Raw genomic sequence first — 26,211 nt, forward strand, 5'->3', positions numbered from 1 at the left:
CGGCTTTCCCCTTCTCCTCTCACGGTCGGAGCAGGCTCACGGCGGTGTCGACCGCGCCCGTCACATCGCCGTCCGCCGGATAGAGCAGCGAGCGGCCCGCCACCAGCCCCTGGACGGTCGGCAACCGGAGCGCCCCGCGCCACTTCTCGTACGCCCGGTCCTGGTCCGCCCCGACATCGCCGCCGAGCAGTACGGCCGGCAGGGTGGACGTCGCCATCACCCGGGCCATGTCGTCGGGGTTCTCCGTGACCGGCACCTTCAGCCAGGTGTACGCGGAGGTCCCGCCGAGCCCCGAGGCTATGGCCAGCGAGCGGGTCACCGCCCCGGCGGACAGGTCGTTGCGCGGCTCTCCGTCCGGCCCGCGCACCGTCAGGAACGGTTCCACGAAGACCGGGAGCCGGTGCCCGGCCATGGCGTCGACGGTCCGGGCGGCGGTGTGCAGGGTGGCCAGCGAACCGGGATCGTCGTAGTCGATGCGCAGCAGCAGTTTGCCCGCGTCGAAGCCCATCCGGGCCAGGTCCTCGGGGCGGTGGCCGGTGAACCGGTCGTCCAGCTCGAAGGCCGCGCCGGCGAGCCCGCCCCGGTTCATGGAGCCCATCACCACCTTCTCCTCCAGGGCGCCGAGGAGCAGCAGGTCCTCCAGGATGTCGGCGGTGGCCAGCACCCCGTCGACGCCGGGCCGGGAGAGCGCCAGGCAGAGCCGTTCCAGCAGATCGAGGCGGTTGGCCATGGCGTAGGGCCGGCCGCCGACCCCGAGGGCGCCCCGGGCCGGGTGGTCGGCCGCGACGATCATCAGCCGGCCGGAGGCACCCACCAGCGGGCGCCTGCGCCGCCGGGCCGCCGCCTCCGCGACGGCCTCCGGGTGACGGGTGCGCACCGCCACCAGCCGGGCCAGGTCGACGGCGGTCACCGCCGGGCGCCCTGCGGGGACGGCCGCTCGCCGGCCTCGTGGTCCGCCAGGGCCCGTTCGACCTCCGCCGGGGTCGGCATGGCGGAGGAGCAGGCGAGCCGGCCGGCCACCACCGCGCCGGCGGCATTGGCGTACCGGACGGTCCGCTCCAGCCCCCAGCCGGCCAGCAGCCCGTGGCAGAGGGCCCCGCCGAAGGCGTCTCCGGCGCCCAGCCCGTTGACCACCTCCACCTCCACCGGCGGCACATCGGCACTCGTGCCGTCCGCGCCGAGCGCGAGCACCCCCTCGGGGCCCCGCTTCACCACCGCCACCCGGACACCCGCCGCGAGCAGGGCGCGGGCGGCGGCGTACGGCTCCCGCTCCCCGGTGGCGATCTCGCACTCCGCCAGGTTGCCGACGGCGACCGTGGCGTACCGGAGCGCCTCGCGGTAGTGCGGCCGTGCCTCGCCGGGGGCCGCGCCGGTGGCGCCGGGCCAGAGCATGGAGCGCCAGTCGAGGTCGAAGACGGTGAGCCCCCGCCGGGCGCGGTGGGCCAGCGCGGTGAGGGTGGCCGTACGGCTGGGCTCGGCGGAGAGCCCGGTGCCGGTCATCCAGAAGACCCGGGCGGCGCCGATGGCGTCCAGGTCCAGTTCGTGCGGGTGGATCTCCAGATCGGGGGCGCCGGGGCGGCGGTAGAAGTACAGCGGGAAGTCGTCGGGCGGGAAGATCTCACAGAAGGTGAGCGGGGTCGGGTACGCCTCCACCGGCGTCACCCAGCGGTCGTCCACCCCGAACCGGCGCAGTTCCCGGTGGAGGTACGCGCCGAAGGGATCGCCCCCGGTACGGCTGACCAGCGCCACCCGCCGGCCGAGCCGGGCGGCGGCGACCGCCACATTGGCGGCCGAACCGCCGAGGAACCTGCCGAAGGTCTCGACCCGTTCCAGCGGCACACCCGTACGGAGCGGATAGAGGTCCACCCCGAGGCGCCCCATGGCGATCAGGTCGTACGGGTCGGCCGATCCGGGCGGATCCGTCCGGCCGGTCGGCTCCACCCGACCGGCCGCCCCGGTCCGTTGGGAGTGGTCGGCGGGGTCGGTGTGGCCGGACTGCGCACCGTGGTCGGACTGTTCAGGCCGCCCGGCCCGGCCGGTCTGCTCGGTCCGCTCGGACTGTTCGAATTGGCCGGTGTGGTCGGTGTGGTCGGTGTGTGCACGCTGGCCGGTGTGGCCGGTCCGTTCAGGCCGGCCGGTCCGTTCGGACTGCTCGGACTGTTCGGGCCGGTCGCTCCGTTCGGATCGCTCCGGCCGCTCCGGCTGTTCGGCCCGCCCGGACCGATCGGTCCGGCCGGCCCCGGGCGTGCCGCCGCTCCGCGCCATGGTGTCGGTCTCCACGCGTCCGCTCCCATCCGGCTGCCGCTTCGGTTGCCCGCCCGCACCTCAGGTACCGGTCCAGGTCTAGTCCTCCCCCGAGGAGGCTGTCAATGTTTTGTCCGGACATACGGACGAACCCTTGACGCTCTTCGCGGGTCCCGCCCAAGCTGGGCCGCATGACGCAGCCGCCGCCTTCGCCGCCTTCGCCGTTGTCGCCCTCGTCACCGCTCCGTCCGTCGCCGCCCGGCTCGCCGCTGTCCCGGATCCGGGTCGGCTCCGCCCCCGACTCCTGGGGTGTGTGGTTCCCGGAGGACCCTCGGCAAGTCCCCTGGCAGCGCTTTCTGGACGAGGTGGCACGGGCCGGATACGAGTGGATCGAGCTGGGTCCGTACGGCTATCTGCCCACCGATCCGGCCGTCCTGACCGAGGAGACCGCCCGGCGCGGGCTCCGGGTGTCGGCCGGCACCGTCTTCACCGGGCTGCACCACGGCGCCGCCGTGTGGGAGCGCACCTGGGCCCAGGTCGCCGACAACGCCGCGCTCGCCCGGGCGATGGGCGCCGAACACCTCGTGGTCATCCCGGCGTTCTGGCGGGACGACAAGACCGGCGCGGTGCTGGAGGACCGTACCCTCACCCCGGAGCAGTGGCGGGCACTCACCTCCCTGACCGAGCGGCTGGGCCGGGAGGTGCGCGAGCGGTTCGGGCTGCGGATCGTGGTGCATCCGCACGCCGACACCCATATCGACACCGAGGAGAACGTCACCCGCTTCCTCGACGCCACCGACCCCGACCTGGTGGCGCTCTGTCTGGACACCGGGCACTACGCCTACTGCGGCGGCGACAGCGTCAGGCTGATCGAGACCTACGGCGAGCGGATCGGCTACCTCCACCTGAAGCAGGTGGACCCCGAGGTCCTCGCCGGGGTCGTCGCGGCGGGCACCCCCTTCGGGCCGGCGGTGGCGCGGGGAGTGATGTGCGAGCCGCCGTCCGGGGTACCGGCCCTGGAACCGGTGCTCGCGGCCGCCGGGAAGCTGGACGTGGACCTCTTCGCCATCGTGGAGCAGGACATGTATCCCTGTCCGCCGGACAAGCCGTTCCCCATCGCCGAGCGCACCCGCCGCTTTCTGCGCTCCTGCGGCGCCTGAACCGCCCGGACCCGGACCGCCGGATGCCCGGTGGCACCCCGGCCGGGAACGCCCCTTCCGGCGGGTCGATACCAGACCGAGACCGGGCGTCAGGAGTAACGTTCCGTCACCGGGGGCAAGCGGGACGGGAGGGGGCGGCAACCTGTTCGGGTGCAACGTTTCAGCGCCCGGACCGGTCGCCCGGCCGGAGCGACCGGGCGTCAACTCCGCGCCGCTTGAGGGGATTTGCGTGTCACTTCGGTAACAGGAGTCTCATGGCTGTCACACATGTCTCCATTACGCGGGCTTTCGGTCACAGGCGCTCAACAGCCACCGCCTGTCGGTCACTCAGCGTCGCCCAGTGGGCACAGGGTCAGTGATCAACAGCGTTCACGCCGCGGCTCCCCCTACGGCCCTCTCGGGCCGCCGTCGCGGCGCTCGCACGGAGGTGCCACATGACGGACAGAAGGCTCTGGTCCTACAAGGAGATCGCCGCCCACATCCGGGTGCAGCCGGACACGGTCAGGTCGTACCGCAAGCACGGCCTGCTCCCGCCGCCGGACCACGTCGAGAGCGGCAAGCCCTACTGGTACGCGGACACCATCCGCACCTGGGTCGCCAACCGGCCGGGCAACCGGCGCCGAAGCTGATGCCCTCGGACCCCGCGGTTCCCCGAACCCCGTGATCCTCCCGATCGCGTGATTCCCTCGATCCCTCACGCAGGACCCCCGGCCCCGTACCTCTGCGGTACGGGGCCGGCCCGCCTCCGGGCCCCGGTCGTCCCCGGGGCGGTCGTCTCAGGCGGTGTGGACGTACGCCGGGTAGGTCAGATACCCGGCGTCCCCGCCCTGGAAGTAGGTGGCCTCGTCGACGGGCGCGATCGGCACCCCGGTACGGAGCCGTTCGACCAGGTCCGGATTGGCGATGAAGGCGCGACCGAAACTGATCAGATCGGCACCCAGTCCGAGCCAGCGGTCGGCGGCGGCGCGATCGGTCTGCTTCGGTCCCAGGGGCAGCACCGGGTTCATGATCAGCGTGCCGGGCCAGGCGCGGCGCAGTCCGGTCAGCACCTCGTCCGGGCTGGTGGCCTCCAGGTGGACGTACGCCAGCCCGAGGCCGGCCAGCTCGTCGAGCAGCGCGGCGTACAGCTCGGGCACGTCGGACTCCTCGGCCCCCCAGAACGTCCCGCCCGGCGAGAGCCGGATCCCGGTCCTGGCCGCGCCGATCGCGTCCACGGTGGCGGCCGTCGCCTCCACGGCGAACCGGATCCGGTTGGCCACCGAGCCGCCGTAGCGGTCGGTGCGCAGGTTGGCGGCGGAGGAGAGGAACTGCGAGATGAGATAGCCGTTGGCGCCGTGCAGCTCCACCCCGTCGAACCCGGCCTCGACCGCCCGGCGGGCCGCCTCGGCGTACGACCGGGCGTGCTCGGGCACCTCGGCGGTCTCCAGGGCGCGCGGCACCGGTGCCGGCTGGGGGCTCGTGGGGGTGAACACCTCGCCGGTGGCGGCGACGGCCGACGGCCCGACCGGCAGCATGCCGGTGGTGTCGGGGTGTCCGACCCGGCCGCCGTGCATGATCTGGGCGAAGACCCGTCCCCCGTTGGCGTGGACGGCGGCGGTGACCGGGCGCCAGGAGGCGACCTGGGCGTCGTCGTACAGACCGGGCGTGCCCGGGTTGGCCTGGCCGATCAGGCTGGGCTGCACCCCCTCGCTCACGATGAGCCCGGCGGTCGCCCGCTGGGCGTAATAGGTGGCCATGGACGGTGTCGCGAGTCCGCCCGCGGCGGCGCGGACCCGGCTCATCGGGGCCATCACCACCCGGTTGGGCAGCAGCAGTTCGCCGAGCCGGTACTGCTCGAAGAGGGTCGTCACCGGTAGCTCCTTCAAGGCTTCGCGCTCGTCCGTCGGGCGCAGCGCTACGCTAAAACCTGACATGGACGTCAGAGGCAAGGTGATGTGACGTGGATCACATTTCGCCGGATCGAAGTGCCGGCCGTCCGCACCGGGCCGGACCGGAGCGCGCCGGCGCCCACCCGGAGCACGCCCGGAGCGGAGCGGCACGGGCCGGACCGGGCCGAAGCGGACCGGGCCGAAGCAGAACCGAGCAGACCGGAGCGGACCGGCCTGAACCGGAGTGGACCGGGCTGGAGCCGAACAGAACCGAACGGAACGAGAGGAACTCGGGACCCATGCGCATCGGAGATCTCGCGGCACGGACCGGAGTCAGCGTGCGCTCGCTCCGCTACTACGAGGAACAGGGGCTGCTCGGCAGCATCCGCAGCCCGGGCGGCCAGCGCCGCTACGCCGAGGCCGACATCGAGCGGGTGGCCTTCATCCAGCGCATGTACGCCGCCGGCCTCTCCAGCCGCACCGTCGCCGAACTGCTGCCCTGCGTCGACTCGCCCAGCGCGGAGAGCACCGAAGCGGCGCTGGACCGGATGGCCCTGGAGCGCGACCGGCTCGACCGGCACATCGCCGAGCTGCTCCGCACCCGGGACTCGCTCGACGCCCTGATGGCGGGCGTCCGGGCACATCGGGACCAGGCGCGCGCGGGCGGCCGCGTGGTCGCCTGCTCCGCCGGGTCCCCTGCTGGAATTGATACCCCCTAGGGGTATAGTCTGGTGATGTGCCGGCGTCACGGCAGCCCCCTGCCTCTCCGGCGCACCACCACACAGACGTATAGCGCGAGGAGAACCGCCATGACCGCCCACGCGAAGACCGAGCTGCCCCAGGCCACCGGCTCCTGCTGTTCGCCCAGCGGCTCCTGCCACGACGGCGCGGGCGCGACCGACGGCGCGGTCACCACGGTCTACGAGGTCACGGGCATGTCCTGCGGGCACTGCGAGGGCGCGGTCTCGGCCGAGCTCACCGAACTGGCCGGCGTGACCTCCGTGCAGGCGGTCGCCGCCACCGGCCGGGTCACCGTCGTCTCGGAGGGCCCGCTGGAGGAGGCGGCCGTGCGCGCCGCCGTGGACGAGGCCGGTTACGAGCTCGTCGGCCGGGCCCAGGACTGACCTGGAGCCGCGCCCGGCCGGGCGCCACTCCCCCGGCGCCCGGCCGGCCGGCTCGTCCCACCGGAACCCAGCGGAACCCAGTGGAAGCGGACCGCAGATGACCACCCACACCGACCCCCACCACACCGACACGATCACCACGGCCGGCGCCACCGATACGACCGGACCGGCGGACACACCCGACGCGACCGGGAGCGAGACCGAGGCCGGGACCCAGACCGGGACCGGGACCGACAGCGGGACCACCGAGCTGATCATCGGTGGCATGACCTGCGCCTCCTGCGCGGCGCGGATCGAGAAGAAGCTCAACCGGATGGACGGCGTCGCCGCCACCGTCAACTACGCGACCGAGAAGGCCCGGGTCACTCACCCCCGGGGGGTATCCGTCGCCGCGCTGATCGAGACGGTGGTGAAGACCGGCTACACCGCCGAGAAGCCGCCGCCCCCGGCCCCGCCCGCCATACCGGAGCCGGTACCGGGCGCCGGGGCGGAGTCCGGGACGGGCGCCGGGGCGGCCGGTGAGGACCCGGAGGACCGGGAGCAGCGCGAGGGACTGGCCGCCGCCCGGCAGCGGCTGGTGGTCTCCGCCGTCCTGGCCGCCCCGGTGGTGCTGCTGGCGATGGTGCCGGCCCTCCAGTTCGACAACTGGCAGTGGCTCTCGCTCACCCTCGCCGCGCCCGTCGTGATCTGGGGCGGGCTGCCCTTCCACCGCGCCGCCTGGACCAACGCCCGGCACGGCGCGGCGACCATGGACACCCTGGTCTCCGTCGGCACTCTTGCCGCCTTCGGCTGGTCGCTCTGGGCCCTGTTCCTGGGCCACGCGGGGATGCCCGGCATGCGCCACGGCTTCGATCTCACCGCCTCCCGCACCGACGCCTCCTCCGCCATCTATCTGGAGGTCGCGGCGGGTGTCGTCACCTTCATCCTGCTCGGCCGCTATCTGGAGGCCCGCGCCAAGCGCAGCGCGGGAGCCGCGCTGCGGGCGCTGATGCGGCTGGGCGCCAAGGACGTCGCCGTGCTCCGGGACGGCGAGGAGATCCGCGTACCGGTCTCCCAGCTGCGGGTCGGCACCCGGTTCGTGGTGCGGCCCGGCGAGAAGATCGCCACCGACGGCACGGTGACCGAGGGCTCGTCGGCGGTGGACGTCTCGCTGCTCACCGGGGAGTCCGTGCCGGTGGACGTCTCCGCCGGAGACCCCGTCACCGGGGCCACCCTCAACACCTCGGGCCGGCTGGTGGTCGAGGCCACCCGGGTCGGCTCCGACACCCAGCTGGCCCGGATGGCCCGGCTGGTGGAGGACGCCCAAAGCGGTAAGGCCCAGGTCCAGCGGCTCGCCGACCGGGTGTCGGCCGTCTTCGTCCCGGTGGTGCTGGTGATCTCCCTCGCCACCCTGGTCACCTGGCTGCTGGTGACCGGTGACGCCGCCGCCTCGTTCACCGCCGCCGTCGCCGTGCTGATCATCGCCTGCCCCTGTGCGCTGGGGCTCGCCACGCCGACCGCCCTCATGGTCGGCACCGGGCGCGGCGCCCAGCTCGGCATCCTGATCAAGGGCCCCGAGGTGCTGGAGTCCACCCGCCGGGTCGACACCGTGGTGCTCGACAAGACCGGCACGGTCACCACCGGCCGGATGACCCTCCGGCGGGTGTACGCCGCCGAGGGCACCGACGAGCGCGAGCTGCTGCGCCTCGCGGGCGCCCTGGAGCACGCCTCCGAGCACCCGGTGGCCCGCGCGATCGCGGCGGGTGCCGCCGAGCGGGCGGGCGGGCTCCCCGCACCTGGACACTTCGAGAACGTCCCCGGCCTCGGCGTACGCGGCACGGTCGACGGCCATGATGTCCTGGTCGGCCGCCCCGCCCTGCTCACCGCCGCCGGGATCGACGTCCCGGCCGCCTCCGCCGGAGCCCCGGGCCCCGACACGCCCGGCACCACCGTGCACGTGGCCTGGGACGGCCGGGCGCGCGGGACCCTCACGGTGGCCGACGCCGTGAAGGAGACCAGTCCGGAGGCGATCCGGCGGTTGCGCGCCCTGGGCCTGACGCCGGTCCTGCTGACCGGTGACGCCACGGCGGTGGCCGAGTCGGTCGCGGCCGAGGTCGGCATCGACGAGGTGTACGCCGAGGTCCTGCCCGAGGACAAGGTGGACGTGGTCAAGCGCCTCCAGGCCGAGGGCCGCAGCGTCGCCATGGTCGGGGACGGCGTGAACGACGCCGCGGCGCTGGCCCAGGCGGATCTGGGCCTGGCCATGGGCACCGGTACGGACGCCGCCATCGAGGCGGGCGACCTCACCCTGGTCCGGGGCGACCTCCGGGTGGCCGCCGACGCGATCCGGCTGGCAAGGCGTACCCTCGGAACCATCAAGGGCAATCTGTTCTGGGCCTTCGGCTACAACGTGGCCGCCCTACCCCTGGCGGCCGCCGGACTGCTGAACCCCATGATCGCCGGCCTCACGATGGCCTTCTCTTCGGTCTTCGTGGTCACGAACAGTCTCCGACTGCGTTCGTTCACGTGATTTCACCTTCACGTGACTCACAAGACCTTCACAAAGAGATCTAGATCACAGATGCTGGGGGGTAACCATTTGGACCGCCCGCGAGTCTAAATGGGCGATGCCGAGAACGTCTTGGGGGACGTTCATGGGATGTCTTGGGGGACGTCCCAGGCAAGCGTGGGCCGGGGCACGTACACCGGGGAGCTTTGAGCGGCCCTCCCGTTCGTACGTACCCCGGCAGATCGCGGGAGCTTCTGCCGTACCCCGGCAGACGCCCGGAATCCGGATCCCGTGGGGGGAATCCGCTCCGGGGAACAAAAGAAGCACCCCGCCGTCCGACCCGTGGGGGGATCGTCCGGCGGGGTGCTTCTGTGTTTCTTCGGGGGGCTCGGTTCTCCCCCAGACTCCGTCCGGGGGGACCCCCACCGGGGCGCTTTGAGCGTGCGGCGACGGTCGACCGTGCTCGCCCCCTCGTTCCTCGGGGACTCCGCGCGCTCTCCCTTTCGCCGCCCGCGCGCCCCCTTCGGCTCACTCGCCGATCTGGTTCGTCGTGGGGACCCCCCCATGGGGTCGGGTGTGCACCGCCATGGGGTCGGGTGTGCACCGCCAGGGGTCGGGTGGGCACCGTCAGCGGTGGCGCGGAGGCGCACTCCGCAGGTTCACCGGCCCCCGGCGCGCCAGTGGGCGCCCACGTCTGTGGGCGCCCACTGGCGGGTCACCGGGGTGGCCGGGGGTCACGCGCCCGGGGGTGGGTTCCCGGCGGCACGGCGCTCTCGGCCGGGCGCGGGGAGCGCCCGGTGAGCAACCGGGAACGGGACGGGCGGGTGACCGGTGGCCGGGGCGCGGGTCAGCGGCCCTCGACGGGGACGAAGTCGCGGAGGACCTCGCCGGTGTAGATCTGGCGCGGGCGGCCGATGCGGGAGCCCGGCTCCTTGATCATCTCGTGCCACTGGGCGATCCAGCCCGGCAGCCGGCCGAGGGCGAACAGGACCGTGAACATCTCGGTCGGGAAGCCCATGGCCCGGTAGATCAGGCCGGTGTAGAAGTCGACGTTCGGGTAGAGGTTGCGCGAGACGAAGTAGTCGTCCGCCAGCGCGTGCTCCTCCAGCTTGAGCGCGATGTCCAGCAGCTCGTCGGACTTGCCGAGCGCCGAGAGGACATCGTGCGCCGCCGCCTTGATGATCTTCGCCCGGGGGTCGAAGTTCTTGTAGACGCGGTGCCCGAAGCCCATCAGGCGGACGCCGTCCTCCTTGTTCTTCACCTTGCGGATGAAGGAGTCCACGTCGCCGCCGCTGGCCTGGATGCCCTCCAGCATCTCCAGCACCGACTGGTTGGCGCCACCGTGCAGGGGGCCCCACAGGGCGGAGATGCCGGCAGAGATCGAGGCGAACATGTTCGCCTGCGAGGAGCCGACCAGGCGCACGGTGGAGGTCGAACAGTTCTGCTCGTGATCCGCGTGCAGGATCAGCAGCTTGTCGAGCGCGGAGACCACGACCGGGTCGAGATCGTACTCCTGGGCCGGCACCGAGAAGGTCATGCGCAGGAAGTTCTCGACGTACGAGAGGTCGTTGCGCGGGTAGACGAACGGGTGGCCGATCGACTTCTTGTACGCGTACGCCGCGATGGTCGGCAGCTTGGCGAGCAGCCGGATCGTGGAGAGGTGGCGCTGCTTCTCGTCGAACGGGTTGTGGCTGTCCTGGTAGAACGTGGACAGCGCGCTGACGACGGAGGACAGCATGGCCATCGGGTGGGCGTCGCGCGGGAAGCCGTCGAAGAACCGCTTGACGTCCTCGTGCAGCAGCGTGTGCTGGGTGATCTCGGTCTTGAAGGCGGACAGCTCGTCCACCTTCGGGAGCTCACCGTTGATCAGCAGGTACGCCACCTCCAGGAAGGTGGAGCGCTCGGCCAGCTGCTCGATGGGGTAACCGCGGTAGCGAAGGATGCCCTGCTCGCCGTCGAGGTAGGTGACCGCGGATTTGTAGGCGGCGGTGTTGCCGTAACCGCTGTCCAGTGTCACCAGACCGGTCTGGGCGCGGAGCTTCCCGATGTCGAAGCCCTTGTCCCCCACGGTGCTGTCGACCACCGGGTAGGTGTATTCACCGTCCGCGTACCGCAGTACTACAGAGTTGTCGCTCACGTCATCCCTCACCGACGTAGTGCCTCTTCTTCGAGGTGCCCTGACTGTCTCTACCATCCCCCATTTGGCTCAGCAGAGTGCACTCGGGGTCGGCCATTCGGCCAATTGGCGGCACTCAGTGCCGTCAACCTGCTCATCCTGCCCCCTTTGCCCCGGTGAGGAAAGTCCTCGGTGCCCCCGGTGATGTTTCCCACCGGTCCTCCTCACCGGCACCGTCCGTACCCTCGGTCCCGGCCGGTCCGCCGGAGAACCGGTCGACTCCCGCCAGTACCCCTCCGGAGAGCCGGTAAGCCAACCCGGTGTGCCTGCGGCCCGCCGAGACGGTCCGCACCGCCTGGGCGATCGCCCGGCGGGAGCCGACCAGGACCACCAGCTTCCTGGCCCGGGTGATGGCGGTGTAGAGCAGATTCCGCTGGAGCATGTTCCAGGCGCTGGTGGTGACCGGGATCACCACGGCCGGGTACTCGCTGCCCTGGGACCGGTGGATCGTGACGGCGTAGGCGTGCGCCAGCTCGTCCAGCTCGTCGAAGTCGTACGGCACCTCCTCGTCCTCGTCGGTGCGTACGGTGAGCCGCTGCTCGTCCGGGTCGAGCGAGATGACGACGCCGACCGTGCCGTTGAAGACCCCGTTCGCGCCCTTCTCGTAATTGTTGCGGATCTGGGTGACCTTGTCCCCGACGCGGAAGACCCGGCCGCCGAACCGCTTCTCCGGGAGGTCCGGCCGGGCGGGGGTGATGGCCTGCTGGAGCAGACCGTTGAGATGGCCCGCGCCCGCCGGGCCCCGGTGCATCGGCGCCAGCACCTGGACGTCCCGGCGGGGGTCCAGGCCGAACTTGGCGGGCACCCGGCGCGCCGCCACGTCCACCGCGAGGCGGCCGGCCTCCTCGGCCTCGTCGGCCACGAAGAGGAAGAAGTCCGTGAGGCCGTGGGTCACCGGCTGCTCACCCTTGTTCACCCGGTGGGCGTTGGTCACCACGCCGGACTGCTGGGCCTGGCGGAAGATCCGGGTCAGCCGCACCGACGGGACCGGGCCGCCGGGGGCCAGCAGATCGCCCAGCACCTCGCCCGCGCCGACGCTGGGCAGCTGGTCCACGTCCCCGACCAGCAGCAGATGGGTGCCGGGCGCGACCGCCTTGACCAGCTTGTTGGCGAGCAGCAGATCCAGCATGGACGCCTCGTCCACCACCACCAGGTCCGCGTCGAGCGGGCGGTCCTGGTCGTACGCCGCGTCCCCGCCGGGCTTCAGCTCCAGGAGCCGGTGGACGGTGGACGCCTCGGCCCCGGTCAGCTCGGCCAGCCGCTTGGCCGCCCGGCCGGTGGGCGCGGCCAGCACCACCTTGGCCCGCTTGGCCCGGGCCAGCTCCACGATCGACCGGACGGTGAACGACTTGCCGCAGCCGGGGCCGCCGGTGAGCACGGCGACCTTCTCGGTGAGGGCGAGCCGGACGGCCTGCTCCTGCTCGGGCGCCAGCTCCGCCCCGGTCCGCCCGGCGAGCCAGCTCAGCGCCTTGTCCCAGGCCACGTCCCGGAAGGCGGGCAGCCGGTCCTCCTCCGCCCGCAGCAGCTTCCGCAGCCGCCCGGCCAGCGAGAGCTCGGCCCGGTGGAACGGCACCAGGTAGATCCCGGTGACCGGCTGCCCGTCCGGGCCCGGCACCCGCTCCCGCACCACCCCTTCCTCCTCGGGCCCGGCCAGCTCACCGAGGCACTCGATGACCAGGCCGGTGTCCACCTGGAGCAGCTTCACCGCGTCCGCGATCAGCCGCTCCTCCGGCAGGAAGCAGTGGCCCTGGTCGGTCGACTGGGAGAGCGCGTACTGCAATCCCGCCTTGACCCGCTCCGGGCTGTCGTGCGGTATGCCGACCGCCTGGGCGATCCGGTCGGCGGTGAGGAAGCCGATGCCCCACACATCGGCGGCCAGCCGGTAGGGCTGGTTCCGCACGACGGAGATCGAGGCGTCGCCGTACTTCTTGTAGATCCGCACCGCGATCGAGGTGGAGACGCCCACCCCCTGGAGGAAGACCATCACCTCCTTGATCGCCTTCTGCTCCTCCCAGGCGGCCCCGATCAGCTTCGTGCGCTTCGGCCCCAGCCCCGGGACCTCCACCAGCCGCTTCGGCGCCGTCTCGATGATGTCGAGCGTCTCCAGACCGAAGTGCTCCACGATCCGGTCCGCGATCCGGGGCCCGATGCCCTTGATGAGCCCCGAGCCCAGATAGCGGCGGATGCCCTGGATGGTCGCGGGCAGCACGGTCGTGTAGTTGTCGACGTGGAACTGGCGCCCGAACTGCGGATGCGAGCCCCACCGGCCCTCCATCCGCAGCGACTCGCCCGGCTGCGCGCCGAGCAGCGAGCCGACCACCGTCAGCAGCTCCCCGCCGCCCCGCCCGGTGTCGACCCGCGCGACGGTGTAACCGTTCTCCTCATTGGCGTAGGTGATCCGCTCCAGGACCCCTTCGACCACCGCAGGGTTGGACATGCCCCCGAAGCTACCCGCCCCCTCGGACACCGCGTCACCCCTGTGGAAAACCGGCCCGGGTCCCCCGATGTCCGCCCGATGGATCCGGTCGGCGCCGGCCCCCCGGTTCAGGGGCGCGGGGCGGCGTGGGTGAGGTAGCGGGTGACGGTCTCGGTGAGGACGTCGGCGCCGTCGCGGGACCAGAGGGTGTCGTTGAAGAGCTCGACCTCGACCGGGCCGGTGTAGCCGGCCGCGTCGACCAGGGTGTGCCAGCCGCGCAGGTCGATGACGCCGTCGCCCAGCTGGCCGCGCCCGGTGAGGACGCCGGCCGGGAGCGGGGTGGTCCAGTCGGCCAGCTGGAAGGCGTGCAGGCGGCCGGAGGCGGCGGCCCGGACGGCGGCGGCGGGGGCCCGGTCGTCCCACCAGACGTGGTAGGTGTCGACCACCACGCCGACCCGGCCGGCCGGGTGCGGAGCGGCCAGGGCGAGGGCCTGGTCCAGGGTGGAGACGGCGCAGCGGTCGGCGGCGTACATCGGGTGGAGCGGCTCGACGGCGAGGCGTACCCCCCGGTCGGCGGCGTACGGGACCAGGGCGGCGAGGCCGTCGGAGATCCGGGCGCGGGCGGCGGCGAGGTCCTTGGAGCCGGGCGGCAGGCCGCCGGAGACCAGGACCAGGGTGTCGGTGCCGAGCGCCGCCGCCTCGTCCACGGCCGCCCGGTTGTCGGCGAGGACCGGGGCCGGGTCCCGGGACGCCGCGAAGAAGCCGCCCCGGCAGAGACTGGTGACGGTGAGCCCGGCGTCCCGCACCAGGCGGGCGGCGGCCTCGGTGCCGTACTTCCGGACCGGCTCGCGCCAGAGGCCGACGCCGGAGACGCCGAGGCGGCGGCAGTGCCGGACGAGGTCGGGGAGCGGCAGTTGGCGGACGGTCATCTGGTTGACGCTGAGCCGGGGAACGGCGGTGGGAAGGGGGCGGCCCCGTGCGCGGTGAGCGGTCACGGAGTGGCCCCGTACACGGTGAGCAGGGCCCGCATCCGGTGTGCGGCCAGCTCGGGGTCGGGGAAGAGGCCGAGACCGGCGGCGAGGCGGTGGGCGCGGACCAGGTGCGGGAGCGGGCGGGCGGAGTGGAGACCGCCGGCCATGGTGAAGTGGTCCTGGTGGCCGGCGAGCCAGGCGAGCAGCACCACACCGGTCTTGTAATGGCGGGTGGGCGCCTCGAAGAGATGCCGGGCCAGCTCCACGGTGGGATCGAGCAGGGCCCGGAAGCCGGGCACGTCCCCGGTGTCCAGGGTCCGTACGGCCGCCGCCGCGATCGGGGCGAGCGGGTCGAAGACGCCCAGCAGGGCGTGGCTGAAGCCGAGTTGGTCACCGGCGAGCAGCTCGGGGTAGTGGAAGTCGTCACCGGTGTAGCAGCGCACCCCGGCGGGCAGCCGGCGGCGCAGCGCGATCTCCCGTCCGGTGTCGAGCAGGGAGACCTTGACGCCGTCCACCGCGCCGGGACGGGCGGCGATGATCCGCAGGAGGGTGTCGGCGGCGGTGTCCGGATCGCCGGCGCCCCAGTAGCCGGCCAGGGCGGGATCGAACATGGGGCCGAGCCAGTGCAGGATCACGGGTTCGCGGGCCTGGCGGAGCAGATGGCCGTACACCTCGGCGTAGTCGTCCGGGGCGCGGGCGGTGGCGGCGAGGGCCCGGGAGGCCAGCAGCACCGCCCGGGCGCCGCACCCCTCGACCACGGCGAGCTGTTCCTCGTACGCGCTCCGGATCGCGGCCAGGGAGTGTTCCCCGGGCGGCAGTTGGTCGGTACCGGCGCCGCAGACCAGGGCCGCGCCGGCCGCCCGGGGCCCACCGACCGAGCGGGCCTCGGCGGCCGAGCGGGTGATGAGTTCGGCGGCGGCCGGCCAGTCCAGGCCCGCGCCGCGCTGGGCGGTGTCCATCGCCTCCGCGACGCCCAGACCGAGGGACCAGAGGTGGCGGCGGAAGGCCAGGGTGGCGTCCCAGTCCAGGGCCGCCGGACCGCCGGGGCCGGGGTTCCGGCGGGGGTCGGCGACGACATGGGCGGCGGCGTAGACCGTACGGGAAGTACGGTGGGACGCGAGGGGGGTGGACCGTGCGTCTCCTTCCGCGGGCGCGGTCAAGGGAGTTGCTCCGGGACCTCGAAACGGCGGCCCTCGGCCGAGGACTTGAGCGCCAGTTCGGCCAGGCGCACGCCGCGCGCCCCGGCCCGCAGGTCCCAGTGGTACGGCTCGTCCAGCACCACATGGCGGAGGAACAGCTCCCACTGGGCCTTGAAGCCGTTGTCGAACTCGGCGTTGTCGGGCACCTCCTGCCACTGGTCGCGGAAGGCGTGGCCGGCCGGCAGGTCCGGGTTCCAGACCGGCCTGGGGGTGGCCGAGCGGTGCTGGACCCGGCAGCGGCGCAGTCCGGCGACGGCCGAGCCATGGGTGCCGTCGACCTGGAACTCCACCAGTTCGTCGCGGTGGACCCGCACCGCCCAGGACGAGTTGAGCTGGGCGACGATCCCGCCCTCCAGCTCGAAGACGCAGTACGCCGAGTCGTCGGCGGTCGCCGGATAGGGCCGGCCCGCCTCGTCCCAGCGCTCCGGGACGTGGGTGGCGACCCGGGCGGTCACGGCGGTGACCCGGCCGAACAACTCGTGGAGCACATAGTCCCAGTGCGGGATCATGTCGCTCGCGATCCCGCCGCCGTCCTCGGCGCGGTAGTTCCAGGACGGGCGCTGGGCCGGCTGCCAGTCGCCCTCGAAGACCCAGTAGCCGAACTCGCCGCGCACGGAGAGGATCCGGCCGAAGAAGCCGCCGTCGATCAGCCGCTTCAGCTTCCGCAGCCCCGGCAGGAACAGCTTGTCCTGGACCACGCCGTGCTTGATCCCGGCCGACTCGGCCAGCCGGGCGAGCTCCAGGGCCTCGGCGGTGCCGGTGGCGGTGGGCTTCTCGGTGTAGAGGTGCTTGCCGGCCGCGATGGCCCGGGTGAGGGCGTCCACGCGGGCGGAGGTGAGCTGGGAGTCGAAGTAGATGTCGGTGCGCTCGTCGGCGAGGACGGCACCGAGGTCGGTGGTCCACTCGGTGAGGCCGTGACGCCCGGCGATCTCCCGGAGCGCGTCCTCCCGGCGGCCGACCAGCACCGGTTCGGGCCAGAGGGTCTCGCCGCCGCCGAGGTCCAGGCCGCCCTGCTCGCGGATGGCGAGGAGGGAGCGCACCAGGTGCTGGTGGTAGCCCATCCGGCCGGTGACGCCGTTCATGGCGATGCGTACGGTCCTGGTTCCGCCGGGCATGGGCAGTCCTCCAGGGGGAGGGGAAAGCGCTTGCTACGGGGGCAGACGCTAGCCTGCCGGGTGCGGCCGGACAAGGGGGCCGCGACCGAGGTCCCCCGGAGGCAGCGATGACCGTCACCCTGGCCGATGTGGCCGCGCGCGCCCGGGTCTCCGCCGCGACCGTCTCCCGGGTGCTGAACGGCAACTACCCGGTGGCCGCCGCGACCCGGGAGCGGGTGCTGCGGGCCGTACGGGAGCTGGACTACGTGGTGAACGGCCCGGCCAGCTCGCTCGCCGCCGCCACCTCGGACCTGGTGGGCGTCCTGGTCAACGACATCGCGGATCCGTTCTTCGGGATCGTCGCCGGGGCCGTGGGCGGCGCGATCGGGGCGGGCGCCCCCGGGCGGGGCGGCGGCAAACTGGCCGTGGTCTGCAACACGGGCGGCTCCCCCGAGGGGGAGCTGACCTATCTGACCCTGCTCCAGCGCCAGCGGGCCGCGGCCGTGGTGCTGACCGGCGGAGCGCTGGAGGACCCGGAGCACACCGCCGCCCTGGCGGCGAAGCTGGCCCGGCTGACCGAGGCGGGCACCCGGGTGGTGCTGTGCGGGCGGCCCCCGCTGCCGGGTGTCCGGGCGGCCGTGGTGGCCTTCGACAACCGGGGCGGCGCCCGGCGGCTGACGGAACATCTGCTGGGCCTCGGCCACCGCCGGATCGGGTACGCGGCGGGGCCGCCGGGCCGTACGACCACCCGGCACCGGCTGGAGGGGCACCGGGCGGCGCTGGCGGCGGCCGGAGCGCACGCGGGCCGGGACGGGGAGGCGGACCGGCTGACCGTGTACGGGGCGTACGACCGCCGGGCCGGCCATGCCGCCGCGTGCGAGCTGCTGCGCCGGGAGCCCGGGCTCACCGCGATCGCCGCCGCCAATGACACCGTGGCGCTGGGTGTCCGCGTGGCGCTGCGGGAACGGGGGCTGCGGGTCCCCGAGGACGTGTCGGTCACCGGGTTCGACGACCTGCCGTGCGCGCTGGACGCGGTGCCCGCGCTCACCACCGTACGGCTGCCGCTGGCCGAGGCGGGCGCCCTCGCCGGGCGGTTGGCGCTGGCGGCCCCCGGGGCCGGGGAGTCCGGGGAGTCGGGCCCGGGCGCCGCCCCGCCGGTGGGCGCGGAGCTGGTGGTACGCGCCTCCACCGGGCGGCCGGGGGCATAGCCCGTACGGCGACCCGGCGGAGCCCGTACCCCCGGTCGTCGCGGAGCCCGTGGGCCCGTAAGCCGGTGACTCCGGCGCCGGGAGGGATACGTCAGTCCAGGGCGGCGGCGATACGGTCCACCTGGTCCGGGTCGGCGGCCCAGCAGTAGAGCATCACCTCGTCGGCGCCGATCTCGGTGAACCGCCGGACGGTCTCCCGGAGCCGGGCACTCGTGGTGATCAGGCCCCCGGCCATGTGGTCCGCCCGGCCCGAGAAGTCGTAGTAGGCGAGCAGGTTCTCCCGGGCCCCGGCGAGCAGCGGCTCGGGGCCCAGGGCGACATTGGCCTGGGCCACCAGGCGCGGTCGTCCGGTCCGCTCCGCCGCCCGCCAGCCCCGCTCCACCTCCCGGAACAGCTCGGCCATCGGCTCCGGGGGCAGCCCGGCGCCCAGGTAGCCGTCGCCCCAGCGGGCGACCCGGGCGAGCGCCGCCGGGGCGAAGCCGCCGAAGATCACCTCGGGCCCGCCGGGCGTGGCGGGCGCCGGGCCGATCGGACCGGCGCCGTCGCCGTAGGGCTCACCCGCCCAGACCCGGCGGAGCGCGGCCATCTGCTCGTCCAGCCGGCGGCCCCGGTGGCGGAAGTCGATGCCGGCGGCCGAACAGTCGTCGGCCCGGCCCCCGACACCGATGCCGAGGGTGAGACGACCGTCGGAGAGCCGGTCGAGCGTGGCGGTCTGCTTGGCCAGCACCGCCGTGTTGTACAGCGGCGCGAGCAGCACCTCGGTCTGGAGGCGGACGCGGGAGGTGGCCCCGGCGAGCAGGGCGAGGGTGGTCAGCGGGTCCGGGTTGTCGTAGACCAGCCGGTCCAGCAGACCGAGGGTGGTGAACGGACCCTCCTCGGCCCGCCGGGCCCAGTCGAGCAGCACCCCGGGATCCTCGATGGGCAGACCGAGGCCGATCTTCACCGCGTTCACCGCGGTCACCGAATGCGCCGGATCGGCCGACCGCGCCGGATCCGGGGACTGTGCCGAATCGGCGGACCGCGCCGGATCCGGGGAGTGTGCCGGATCCGGGGACTGGGCCGAGTCCGCCGGCTGCGCTGTTTCCTTCACGGAGAAAGCTCCTTCGCAGGATGAGGCGAGCGGTCGCGCGGGCATGCGCGAGCACCGTGCCGCCCCTCCTGTCGGCCGCGCCCGGGGGCACGCGCCCGCTCCCCGTACCGCGGCGTCTTCCCCCGGGGGAGCGTGGTGCATCGGAGTGCGCCCACGGTAGGTAGCCGGGGCCGGACTCCGCCAGCGACTTTCCGGCGCCCGGAGCCGGCGAGCCGGGTCCGGCGCACCGGGGACCTGCGGCTTCCGGTGTACCGGAGGGTCGGGTACCGCCATGAAACCGTGCCGGGTGGGTACATTCGGCGGGGTCCGGCACAGTCAAGGAGAGCGAGACCGTGAAGTACGCCTTCTCCACCCTCGGTGTCCCCGCGATGCCCGTCCCCGATGTCGTCCGGCTGGCCAGTGCGGCCGGCTACCAGGGCGTGGAGCTGCGCGCCCACCCCGAGGAACCGGTGCACCCCGGCCTGGTCGCCCATGAACGGCGGGCCGTGGTGGACGAGTTCGCCCGCGCGGGCGTCGAGATCCTGGCGGTGGCCGGGTACGCGCGCGTGGCCGAGGCGGGGGCCCGGCCGGGCCCGGAGTCCGCCGAGGCCGACGAGGCGGTGTACGAGGAGCTGCACGGGCTGTTGCATCTCGCGGCCGACCTGGGCGCACCCTTCGTCCGGGTCTTCCCGGGCGGCGGGGAACTGGACCGGGCGGAGGCGGACGAGACGGCGGCCCGGCGGCTGGGCGCGGCGGCCGAGGTCGCCGCCGACCTGGGCGTACGCATCCTCGTCGAGACCCATGACTCGCACCGCACGGGTGCCGATGTGGCCCGGATCGCCGGGCTGGTCGGCCACAAGAACGTGGGCGCGCTCTGGGACGTACTGCACCCCTGGGCGGCGGGTGAGGACCCGGCGGCCACCCATGCCGTACTGGCCCCCTATCTGGGATATGTCCAGGTCAAGGACGTGGCGTCGGCGCATGACACCACTCCGCTGCCGCTCGGCGCCGGGGTGCTGCCGCTCGCCGAGTGCCTGCGGACGATCGGGGACGACGCCACCGCCGGGCGCGGTGAGGCGGCGGTCGGGGGCCAGGAGCCCTGGGTCTGCTGGGAGTACGAGAAGCGCTGGTACCCGGAGGCGGCCGAGCTTCCGCCCCTGCTGGCGGCGGGCCTGGAGCGGCTGCGCTCGCTGAGCTGAGCACCCGGCCCGGGGGCCTCGCCGGTCCGGCGGCCTCGTCCCCTCTTCCCCTCGTCCGTGGCGTGCGGGCGCATGCTCCCGGCGGCCCCGGTGGGCTCAGGTCGCGGCGAGGCGGCAGGCTTCCCGGGCGATCGGCTCGGGCGCCTGGCCGAGCCCGGTCAAGTAGCTGACGCACATCCGCTGATGCTGGGCGCCGCCCCGGGCCCCCTGCTCGCAGGCGAGCGCGTTTGACGATCGGGGACAGGTCATACCCCCTGGCCGGCGGATAGAACGTGCAGTCGTCCCGGTCGGCCGCGGCCGGGCCCGCCGCGGCCAGCAGTCCACCGCCCGCCAGCAGGGCGCCGGCCCCCGCGACGGCGGCGAGCCGGCGGCGGGGGACGCGGCCCGGGCGGCCGGTGCGGTGGCGCCGCCGGCCCGGGCGGGCGGGGCGATCCTGTCGGTCCATGGTGCGGGCTCCCCCGGGTCGTCCGCCGACGGTCACGGCGGTCACGACGGTCGTGGCGGACGCGGTGGTCACGACGGTCGTGGCGGACGCGGCGATCGTGGTGGTCACGGCGGTCGTGGTGATCACGGCGGTCACTGCCGACGCGGTGGACACGGTGATCTCGGCGGTGGTGGAAATCCCGGGGGCGACGCCTCCCCCGCAGGGGTCAGTCTCCTGCCGCCCGCCCCGAGGGCACACGGTGGTTTTGCGCCAACCGGCGGCATCGCTCCGGGTGGTTCGCGGCCCTTCACGGCTCTTCGCACCCCGCCGTCACTCGGGCCCCTGAGCCCTCTGCAGCCCCGGTGCCGGGGGGTGAGAGCCGTTGCGGCACAGGGCCGGGCGCGGCGTACGCATGTCCTTGCCTGACCGTTGTTTTCCGGCTATCCGTGACGCGTTGGCAGTTTCCTTCACCCCGCCCTGTCGTCCTGCACGGCCGGAAGGAGCACCAGTGCCCGACGCCTCCCGTCCCCCCTCGCCCTCCGCCTCCTCCGCCTCCTCTCCCTCCTCTTCTTCCTTCTTCTCCCCCGCCTCCCCCTCCCCCTCCCGCTCCCCCGCTCCCCCGTCGCCCTCCCGGCGCGCCGTGCTCGCCGCCACCGCCGCGGCCGCCGCCCTCACCGCCGCCGGGCTCACCGCGGCCGCCCGCCCCGCCGGCGACGGGGACGCGCGGCTGCGGCGGCTCATCGACCGGATGAGCCTGGAGGAGAAGGTCGGCCAGCTGTTCGTGATGCGGGTGTACGGGCACTCCGCCACCGAGCCCGACCAGGCCGACATCGACGCCAACCTCAAGGAGCTGGGCGTCCGGACCGCCGCCGAGCTGATCGCGAAGTACCACGTCGGCGGGATCATCTACTTCACCTGGGCGCACAACACCCGCGATCCCCGGCAGACGGCCACCCTCTCCAACGGCATCCAGCGTGCCGCGCTGGCCCAGCCGACGCCGGTCCCGGTGCTGATCGCCACCGACCAGGAGCACGGTTCCGTCGCCCGGATAGGGGAACCCGCCACCCTGCTCCCCGGGGCCATGGCACTGGGTGCCGGGGGTTCGCGTTCGGACACCCGCCGGGCGGCCCTGATCGCCGGCCGGGAGCTGGCCGCGCTGGGCATCCGGCAGAACTACGCCCCGGACGCCGATGTGAACGTCAACCCGGCCAACCCGGTGATCGGCGTCCGGTCCTTCGGCGCCGACCCGGAGGCGGTGGCCCGGCTGGTCGCCGCCCAGGTGGCCGGGTACCAGGAGGCCGGGGTGGCGGCCACGGCCAAGCACTTTCCGGGCCATGGCGACACCACCGACGACAGCCACACCCATCTGCCGTACATCCGGCACACCGCCGCCCAGTGGCGGGAGCTGGACGAGCCGCCGTTCCGGGCCGCCGTGGCCGCGGGCATCGACTCGGTCATGACGGCCCATATCGTGGTGCCCGCGCTCGATCCTTCGGAGGACCCGGCCACCCTCTCGCGCCCGATCATCACCGGCATCCTGCGGGACCGGCTGGGCTTCCGGGGTGTGGTGGTCACCGACTCGCTCGCCATGGCGGGCGTACGGACCAAGTACGGCGACGACCGGGTGCCGGTGCTGGCGCTGAAGGCGGGCGCCGACCAGCTGCTCAATCCGCCGGACCTCGCCGTCGCCTGGAACGCGGTGCTCGGCGCCGTACGGAAGGGTGAACTGACCGAGGCACGGCTCGATGAATCGATTCTGCGGATCCTGCGGCTGAAGCAGCGGCGGGGGCTGCTCGACGCTCCCTATGTACGGCTCCGGGACGTGGAGCGGACGGTGGGCACCACCGGTCACCGCGCCGACGCCGACCGGATCGCGGAGCGCACCACCACCCTGCTGGTCAACTCCGGTGGGCTGCTGCCGCTGGACCGGCGCAAGCGGCCCAGGCTGCTGGTGACCGGCGCCGACGCCGCCTCGCCCTCCGGGACCGGCGGCCCGCCGACCACCACGCTGGCGCGCGCCCTCACCGAACTGGGCTTCACCGTCACGGTGTCGCCGACCGGTACGGCTCCGAGCACGGCCACCGCCGACCGGGCGGTCGTGGCGGCGGCCGGGCAGGACGCGGTGGTGGTCGCCACGTACAACGTCGCGGGCTCCGCCCCGTCCGGCGGCCAGCGCGCCCTGGTGGCCCGGCTGGCGGCGACCGGGGTGCCGGTGGTGGCGGTGGCGATCCGCAACCCGTACGACGTGGCCTGGCTGACCGGGCCGAAGGCGGTGCTCGCCACCTACTCCTGGACCGATGTCGAACTCCGGGCCGCCGCGCGGGTGATCGCGGGCCGGGTCCGCCCGCGCGGCCGGCTGCCGGTGCCGGTCCGGTACGCGGACGAGCCGGCGCGGACGCTGTACCCGGTGGGACACGGGCTCTCGTACGGGAACGGGAACGGAAGCGGGAGCGGGGACGGGAACGGGATCGGGGATGGGGGCGGGAACGGGGGCGGCTGACCGGACACGGCACCGGCCGGGGAGCGGATGGCGCTCCCCGGCCGGTGTGGTCACCGCGTCCCGGGCGCTCGACACAGTCGACGGGCCGGCACCGGCCCGTCTCACGTGCGCTTCCGCGTCAGGGGCTCGACCGGTCGGACGGTCCGCGCGGCGGCGGTCACGGGCGCAGGGTGCGCTCCTGGTTCAGCTGCCGCTTGTCGAGGCGGGCGTCGAACGGCGCCAGCGGCTCGGCCCGCCGCGGGTCGGCCTGGACGGTCGTCGGGGCGACCCCGGCCCAGGCCAGGATCCGCGCGGTGGCCCTGGCCCGCTCGGCCGGGACCAGACCGGCCACATTGGCCCCGTGGTTGGCGCCCGGCGCGGTGTAGACGTACGCGTCCCGGGCGCCCCGGTCCACCCGGAAACGCTCGGAGCCCCAGGGGTCGTTGCCGCCGTAGACGAAGAGCATCCCGCGCGCCTCGCTCCGCACCCAGGAGTCCACGTCCCGCATCACACCCGGCTTGAACCGGACCGGGATGTCGCGCGGCACGAAGTTGCGGGCGGGCTGGTAGCCGTACCGGGTCAGGCCCTTGAGGTGCGGCATCCGCATGCTCGGGGAGCCCATCTCGGTGGCCGCCTGGTAGTAGTACGGGGTGTACGGCTCCAGGCCCTGGTCGGTGTAGAACGACCAGCCCGAGTAGGTGTCGATGGTGTCGTAGACGGCCTGGTCGGTGGCGGTGGCGGCGACCGGGATGTCGGCGCACTCGGCCTCCGTGTGGTACTGCCAGAAGCCCCAGACGAAGTCGAGCACGACCGCCTCATACGCCCGGTCCAGGCTGCCGACGGTCGTGAAGGTCGCGCCCTCGGCCTGGGCCCAGGCACGGTACTTGGCCTGGAGCGGGGCGCGGCGGATCAGCGCCTCGCGCTGGAGGGCGTTGAGCCGGTCCCGGCACTCCTTGGTGCCGACGGTGGCGAAGAACCGGTCGTACGCCGAGTCCTCGTGCTCCGCGATGTCGTTGGGGGCGACGTAGGCGACGACGCCGTCCATGTCACGCGGGTAGTGGCGCTCGAAGTAGGTGGCGGTCATCCCGCCCTTGGAGCCGCCGGTGGCCAGCCACTTCTGGCTGTAGATCTTCTTCAGCGCGGTGAACAGCCGGTGCTGGTCACTGGCGCCCTGCCAGATGTTCAGCTTGGACCAGTCGGCCGGCTGGGGGCGGGAGGGCGTGAAGTACCGGTATTCCAGGGAGACCTGGTTGCCGTCGACGATCTGGGTCGGCTCGGACCGCCGGGGGCTGGTGCTCACCTCGTAACCGCTGGTGTAGAAGACGGTGGGGCGGCTGGTGTCCTTGTGCAGCAGGGTGAACCGCTGCTGGAAGGTGCCCCGGGCGGGGTGCCGGTGGTCCACCGGCTGGGTGTAGTTGAGCACGAAGAAGCGATAGCCGGGGTAGGGCTTCTCCTCGATCAGGCTCATCCCGGGGATGGCCAGGACGCGGTCCTTGATGTCGGGGGTGGCGGCCGGGGCCCGGCCGGCGGTGCCGGGAGCGGTGCGGTCGGCGGTACCGGCGGCGGTGGCCGTCCCGGCCGCGCTCACGGTGCCTATGAGCACCACGAGTGACAGCAGCCATCTGAGCGTCTTGCGCATGCGCCCTCCACTGGGTTCACAACGGTCGCGGTGAACCTAGCGTCACTAACCCGCCGGTGGCCAGGGTCATTTGCCCGCCGGGGCGGTGGCGATGCCGGTGACCGGGCCCGCCGTGAGCCCGGCCGGCCCGCCGGGGCGGTCCGGCGTGACCGCCCGGCCGCGCAGGGTCGGCGGCCGGGCGGGCCGGGCAGTGCGTCTGGTCCGGCGCGGATACGCGGGCGCGGAGAGCCGGTACCAGCCGTACGCCGCCGAGACCAGCGTCATGTGGTGGTGCCAGCCGGGGAAGGACCGGCCCTCGAAGTCCAGCAGCCCGAACCGGGAGCGCAGTACCCGTACGGTCCGGTCCGCCCCGGTCTGCGCTCCCACCAGGGCGACCAGGTCCGCGAGTTCGGCGTGCACCAGGTTGGTGAGCCAGATGTGGTCGGGGCGCGCCTGCCGGGGCCCCCACTGGGCGAGCAGCCGCACGGTGTGGTGGGAGCCGGGCAGATGGGCGGGGCCGGAGAGCGTCCAGAGGCCGCCCGCCGGGGAGCGGTCCTCCTGGCCGCCGGACGGCCCGGTCCCGGCGGCGCGACCCGCCCGGGGCCCGGACGGCCCGGACGGCCCGGGCTCGGCAGGCCGGCCGGCCGGAGCGCCGGGCACGGACCGCTGGAGGGCGTGGTCGCCGGCGCAGAGCAGCCCGGCGGCGAGCGCGGCGCGCTCCGGCCTGCGCGGCCCGGGGGACGGCCCCGGACAGACCATGAGGCTCTCCGGCACCCCGACGACGAACCGGTGGCAGCGCACGCTCAACCCGTTGACCAGCGCGGCCGCGTCACCGAAGCCGCGCACGTCCGCGACCACCGGCACCGGCGGGGCGCCGGTGTGGGCGGTCCAGGCGTCGGTGAGGTCCAGTCCCAGCAGCCACGGCGGGCGGCTGTCGCCCCAGGCCGGGATCCGGGCGCGCTCCCGCCGCTGCGGATCGTCACGCCACCGTTCGGGTAAGAACAGCCGCCAGTCCACCGGGACGTCGCCCCGGTCGGTGCAGAGCACCAGGCCCGCCCACACCTGGCAGTTGACCACCCGGCCCGCCGCCGCGTCGAAGTGGCGGTGCACACCGACGGAGTGCTCGCCCCGCTTGGGCGCCACCACCGGTACGACACTCCATGCCCGTACGGTGGCCCGCTGCTCGGTCCAGCGGCCCAGGGTGCGCCGGGCCGGGTCCCACAACCACGGGCTGGCGCTGACGAATTGGTGCAGGGACTGGGCCGCGGTGGGCCCGGCGGCGATCGCGGCGGCCATCCGCCGGACGGACTTCTTGCCAGGTGTGTCGAGCAGTCCGCGCAGATAGGTTTCGGCCCATCGCCGCTGATCCTGCCGGGGCAGGTGGCCGAACACGTCCTCGCTGAACTCGGAGAGCGATACGGAGTGGTACGGCGACGGTTTCATACGGTTCGTGGTCAAGCGTGCCCCCTGCCAG

19 protein-coding genes and 1 pseudogene are annotated in these 26,211 nt (G+C 73.8%); 8 read left to right on the plus strand and 12 right to left on the minus strand.

Annotation, left to right across the window (positions count from 1 at the left end):
• Nucleotides 1-19 precede the first annotated feature (19 nt).
• Together NX801_RS23795 and iolC are read right to left on the minus strand one after the other, a co-directional pair.
• Nucleotides 20-910: a Cgl0159 family (beta/alpha)8-fold protein gene (locus NX801_RS23795; RefSeq protein ID WP_258789921.1), complete on the minus strand. Its 891-nt coding sequence runs from the start codon at nucleotides 908-910 to the stop codon at nucleotides 20-22.
• Nucleotides 907-1,881, minus strand: coding sequence for a 5-dehydro-2-deoxygluconokinase (iolC, locus tag NX801_RS23800; protein WP_258789950.1), 975 nt, complete (start codon nucleotides 1,879-1,881; stop codon nucleotides 907-909). Before iolC ends, NX801_RS23795 begins: the two co-directional genes overlap by 4 nt.
• 554 nt (nucleotides 1,882-2,435) lie before the next feature.
• On the opposite strand from iolC, the gene NX801_RS23805 reads away from it, so the two are divergent.
• Nucleotides 2,436-3,404, plus strand: a complete 969-nt coding sequence (locus NX801_RS23805; protein ID WP_258789922.1) for a sugar phosphate isomerase/epimerase family protein — start codon at nucleotides 2,436-2,438, stop codon at nucleotides 3,402-3,404.
• A gap of 434 nt (nucleotides 3,405-3,838) precedes the next feature.
• Nucleotides 3,839-4,033, plus strand: coding sequence for a helix-turn-helix transcriptional regulator (locus NX801_RS23810; RefSeq protein ID WP_258789924.1), 195 nt, complete (start codon nucleotides 3,839-3,841; stop codon nucleotides 4,031-4,033).
• 147 nt (nucleotides 4,034-4,180) lie between these two features.
• On the opposite strand, the gene NX801_RS23815 is transcribed toward NX801_RS23810, so the two are convergent.
• On the minus strand, nucleotides 4,181-5,254 hold the full coding sequence (locus tag NX801_RS23815; protein ID WP_258789925.1) for an alkene reductase: 1,074 nt from the start codon (nucleotides 5,252-5,254) through the stop codon (nucleotides 4,181-4,183).
• 317 nt (nucleotides 5,255-5,571) lie between these two features.
• Here NX801_RS23815 and NX801_RS23820 point away from each other — a divergent pair, with 317 nt between their 5' ends.
• The 3 genes from NX801_RS23820 to NX801_RS23830 all read left to right on the plus strand — a co-directional run bounded on the left by NX801_RS23820 (nucleotide 5,572) and on the right by NX801_RS23830 (nucleotide 8,905).
• Nucleotides 5,572-5,991, plus strand: coding sequence for a MerR family transcriptional regulator (locus NX801_RS23820; protein WP_258789926.1), 420 nt, complete (start codon nucleotides 5,572-5,574; stop codon nucleotides 5,989-5,991).
• A 90-nt stretch (nucleotides 5,992-6,081) separates the two neighbouring features.
• A complete protein-coding gene (locus tag NX801_RS23825; protein WP_258789927.1) occupies nucleotides 6,082-6,396 on the plus strand; it encodes a heavy-metal-associated domain-containing protein in 315 nt (104 codons plus the stop codon).
• Nucleotides 6,397-6,661: 265 nt separating this feature from the next.
• Entirely contained in the window at nucleotides 6,662-8,905 is a 2,244-nt protein-coding gene (locus tag NX801_RS23830) for a heavy metal translocating P-type ATPase (RefSeq protein WP_258789951.1), read from the plus strand.
• Nucleotides 8,906-9,731: 826 nt separating this feature from the next.
• On the opposite strand, the gene NX801_RS23835 is transcribed toward NX801_RS23830, so the two are convergent.
• The 5 genes from NX801_RS23835 to NX801_RS23855 form a co-directional block, all read right to left on the minus strand.
• Complete coding sequence (locus NX801_RS23835; RefSeq protein WP_258789928.1) at nucleotides 9,732-11,021, minus strand: citrate synthase; 1,290 nt, start codon at nucleotides 11,019-11,021, stop codon at nucleotides 9,732-9,734.
• Between the two features lie 133 nt (nucleotides 11,022-11,154).
• Nucleotides 11,155-13,497, minus strand: coding sequence for an SF1B family DNA helicase RecD2 (recD2, locus tag NX801_RS23840; protein ID WP_258789929.1), 2,343 nt, complete (start codon nucleotides 13,495-13,497; stop codon nucleotides 11,155-11,157).
• Between the two features lie 107 nt (nucleotides 13,498-13,604).
• Entirely contained in the window at nucleotides 13,605-14,405 is an 801-nt protein-coding gene (locus tag NX801_RS23845) for a sugar phosphate isomerase/epimerase family protein (protein WP_258789952.1), read from the minus strand.
• 62 nt (nucleotides 14,406-14,467) lie between these two features.
• On the minus strand, nucleotides 14,468-15,607 hold the full coding sequence (locus NX801_RS23850) for a dihydrodipicolinate synthase family protein (protein WP_258789930.1): 1,140 nt from the start codon (nucleotides 15,605-15,607) through the stop codon (nucleotides 14,468-14,470).
• Nucleotides 15,604-16,761 carry a Gfo/Idh/MocA family protein gene (locus tag NX801_RS23855; protein WP_258789932.1) on the minus strand — a complete coding sequence of 386 codons (1,158 nt, stop codon included), beginning with the start codon at nucleotides 16,759-16,761 and terminating at the stop codon, nucleotides 15,604-15,606. The genes NX801_RS23850 and NX801_RS23855 overlap by 4 nt, the downstream gene beginning before the upstream one ends.
• Nucleotides 16,762-16,868: 107 nt before the next feature.
• Between NX801_RS23855 and NX801_RS23860 the strand changes: the two genes are divergently transcribed.
• Entirely contained in the window at nucleotides 16,869-17,948 is a 1,080-nt protein-coding gene (locus NX801_RS23860; RefSeq protein ID WP_258789933.1) for a LacI family DNA-binding transcriptional regulator, read from the plus strand.
• A gap of 91 nt (nucleotides 17,949-18,039) precedes the next feature.
• Here NX801_RS23860 and NX801_RS23865 read toward each other — a convergent pair whose 3' ends face one another.
• The gene (locus NX801_RS23865; protein ID WP_258789953.1) at nucleotides 18,040-18,891 is read right to left on the minus strand and encodes an LLM class flavin-dependent oxidoreductase; all 852 of its coding nucleotides are present in this window, start codon (nucleotides 18,889-18,891) and stop codon (nucleotides 18,040-18,042) included.
• Between the two features lie 479 nt (nucleotides 18,892-19,370).
• Here NX801_RS23865 and NX801_RS23870 point away from each other — a divergent pair, with 479 nt between their 5' ends.
• Entirely contained in the window at nucleotides 19,371-20,216 is an 846-nt protein-coding gene (locus NX801_RS23870; protein ID WP_258789934.1) for a sugar phosphate isomerase/epimerase family protein, read from the plus strand.
• Between the two features lie 96 nt (nucleotides 20,217-20,312).
• On the opposite strand, the gene NX801_RS23875 is transcribed toward NX801_RS23870, so the two are convergent.
• Nucleotides 20,313-20,465 carry a hypothetical protein gene (locus NX801_RS23875; protein WP_258789935.1) on the minus strand — a complete coding sequence of 51 codons (153 nt, stop codon included), beginning with the start codon at nucleotides 20,463-20,465 and terminating at the stop codon, nucleotides 20,313-20,315.
• A gap of 815 nt (nucleotides 20,466-21,280) precedes the next feature.
• Here NX801_RS23875 and NX801_RS23885 point away from each other — a divergent pair.
• Nucleotides 21,281-23,140, plus strand: coding sequence for a glycoside hydrolase family 3 protein (locus NX801_RS23885; RefSeq protein ID WP_258789954.1), 1,860 nt, complete (start codon nucleotides 21,281-21,283; stop codon nucleotides 23,138-23,140).
• Between the two features lie 157 nt (nucleotides 23,141-23,297).
• On the opposite strand, the gene NX801_RS23890 is transcribed toward NX801_RS23885, so the two are convergent.
• Both NX801_RS23890 and NX801_RS23895 read right to left on the minus strand, forming a co-directional pair.
• On the minus strand, nucleotides 23,298-24,758 hold the full coding sequence (locus NX801_RS23890; protein ID WP_258789936.1) for a S28 family serine protease: 1,461 nt from the start codon (nucleotides 24,756-24,758) through the stop codon (nucleotides 23,298-23,300).
• Between the two features lie 207 nt (nucleotides 24,759-24,965).
• Nucleotides 24,966-26,195, minus strand: a pseudogene (locus NX801_RS23895) (IS701 family transposase); the annotation flags it as partial.
• Nucleotides 26,196-26,211 lie beyond the last annotated feature (16 nt).

Source organism: Streptomyces pyxinae (assembly GCF_024756275.1).
Classification (GTDB): domain Bacteria; phylum Actinomycetota; class Actinomycetes; order Streptomycetales; family Streptomycetaceae; genus Streptomyces; species Streptomyces pyxinae.

What these genes read in the sequence shown, in the direction of transcription:
- iolC (WP_258789950.1), bottom strand. Translation starts at nt 1,881, where the DNA reads ATGGGGCGCCTCGGGGTGGACCTCTATCCGCTCCGTACGGGTGTGCCG.
- NX801_RS23805 (WP_258789922.1), top strand. Translation starts at nt 2,436, where the DNA reads ATGACGCAGCCGCCGCCTTCGCCGCCTTCGCCGTTGTCGCCCTCGTCA.
- NX801_RS23810 (WP_258789924.1), top strand. Translation starts at nt 3,839, where the DNA reads ATGACGGACAGAAGGCTCTGGTCCTACAAGGAGATCGCCGCCCACATC.
- NX801_RS23820 (WP_258789926.1), top strand. Translation starts at nt 5,572, where the DNA reads ATGCGCATCGGAGATCTCGCGGCACGGACCGGAGTCAGCGTGCGCTCG.
- NX801_RS23825 (WP_258789927.1), top strand. Translation starts at nt 6,082, where the DNA reads ATGACCGCCCACGCGAAGACCGAGCTGCCCCAGGCCACCGGCTCCTGC.
- NX801_RS23830 (WP_258789951.1), top strand. Translation starts at nt 6,662, where the DNA reads ATGACCTGCGCCTCCTGCGCGGCGCGGATCGAGAAGAAGCTCAACCGG.
- recD2 (WP_258789929.1), bottom strand. Translation starts at nt 13,497, where the DNA reads ATGTCCAACCCTGCGGTGGTCGAAGGGGTCCTGGAGCGGATCACCTAC.
- NX801_RS23845 (WP_258789952.1), bottom strand. Translation starts at nt 14,405, where the DNA reads ATGACCGTCCGCCAACTGCCGCTCCCCGACCTCGTCCGGCACTGCCGC.
- NX801_RS23855 (WP_258789932.1), bottom strand. Translation starts at nt 16,761, where the DNA reads ATGCCCGGCGGAACCAGGACCGTACGCATCGCCATGAACGGCGTCACC.
- NX801_RS23860 (WP_258789933.1), top strand. Translation starts at nt 16,869, where the DNA reads ATGACCGTCACCCTGGCCGATGTGGCCGCGCGCGCCCGGGTCTCCGCC.
- NX801_RS23875 (WP_258789935.1), bottom strand. Translation starts at nt 20,465, where the DNA reads ATGACCTGTCCCCGATCGTCAAACGCGCTCGCCTGCGAGCAGGGGGCC.
- NX801_RS23890 (WP_258789936.1), bottom strand. Translation starts at nt 24,758, where the DNA reads ATGCGCAAGACGCTCAGATGGCTGCTGTCACTCGTGGTGCTCATAGGC.